This is a genomic window from Shewanella sp. M16 (genome assembly GCF_018224605.1).
Classification (GTDB): domain Bacteria; phylum Pseudomonadota; class Gammaproteobacteria; order Enterobacterales; family Shewanellaceae; genus Shewanella; species Shewanella oncorhynchi.
This window is the reverse complement of the sequence record NZ_JAGTUL010000145.1, coordinates 1-315: the sequence shown is the minus strand read 5'-3', so window position 1 is coordinate 315 and position 315 is coordinate 1. Positions and strand designations below refer to the sequence as shown.

Genomic DNA, 315 nt, shown 5'->3' with positions numbered 1-315 from the left:
TTTAAGCGAATTAGGAGAAGTTATTGGCTAAGACTCCGCCCCATATCGAAGGCGAAGTTTTAGCTATGATTGCGGCGGGTTACTCGCTTGCCGCTGTCTCTAGCCAGTTCAGCCTTTCGTATCACACCGTCAGAGGCATTCAGAAGCGAGCTGGTATCAAATCCGGTGAGATTAAGAAGCAAGTTATCCTCAAATACCAAAATGCCCTGAAAGACTCCCTAGCCAGTGATTTCATAAGAGAGAAGGCCTCTGCTCTCCTTATGGATGATCTGGCTTTGTCGTCGAAACTACGCAGCAAATTACATGTGCTTTTGG

General features: G+C 46.7%; 1 protein-coding gene. It reads left to right on the top strand.

The window, feature by feature from the left end:
- Window positions 1-23: 23 nt before the first annotated feature.
- A partial coding sequence (locus KFE26_RS23800; protein WP_212601932.1) for a hypothetical protein occupies window positions 24-315 on the top strand: 292 nt, incomplete at its 3' end.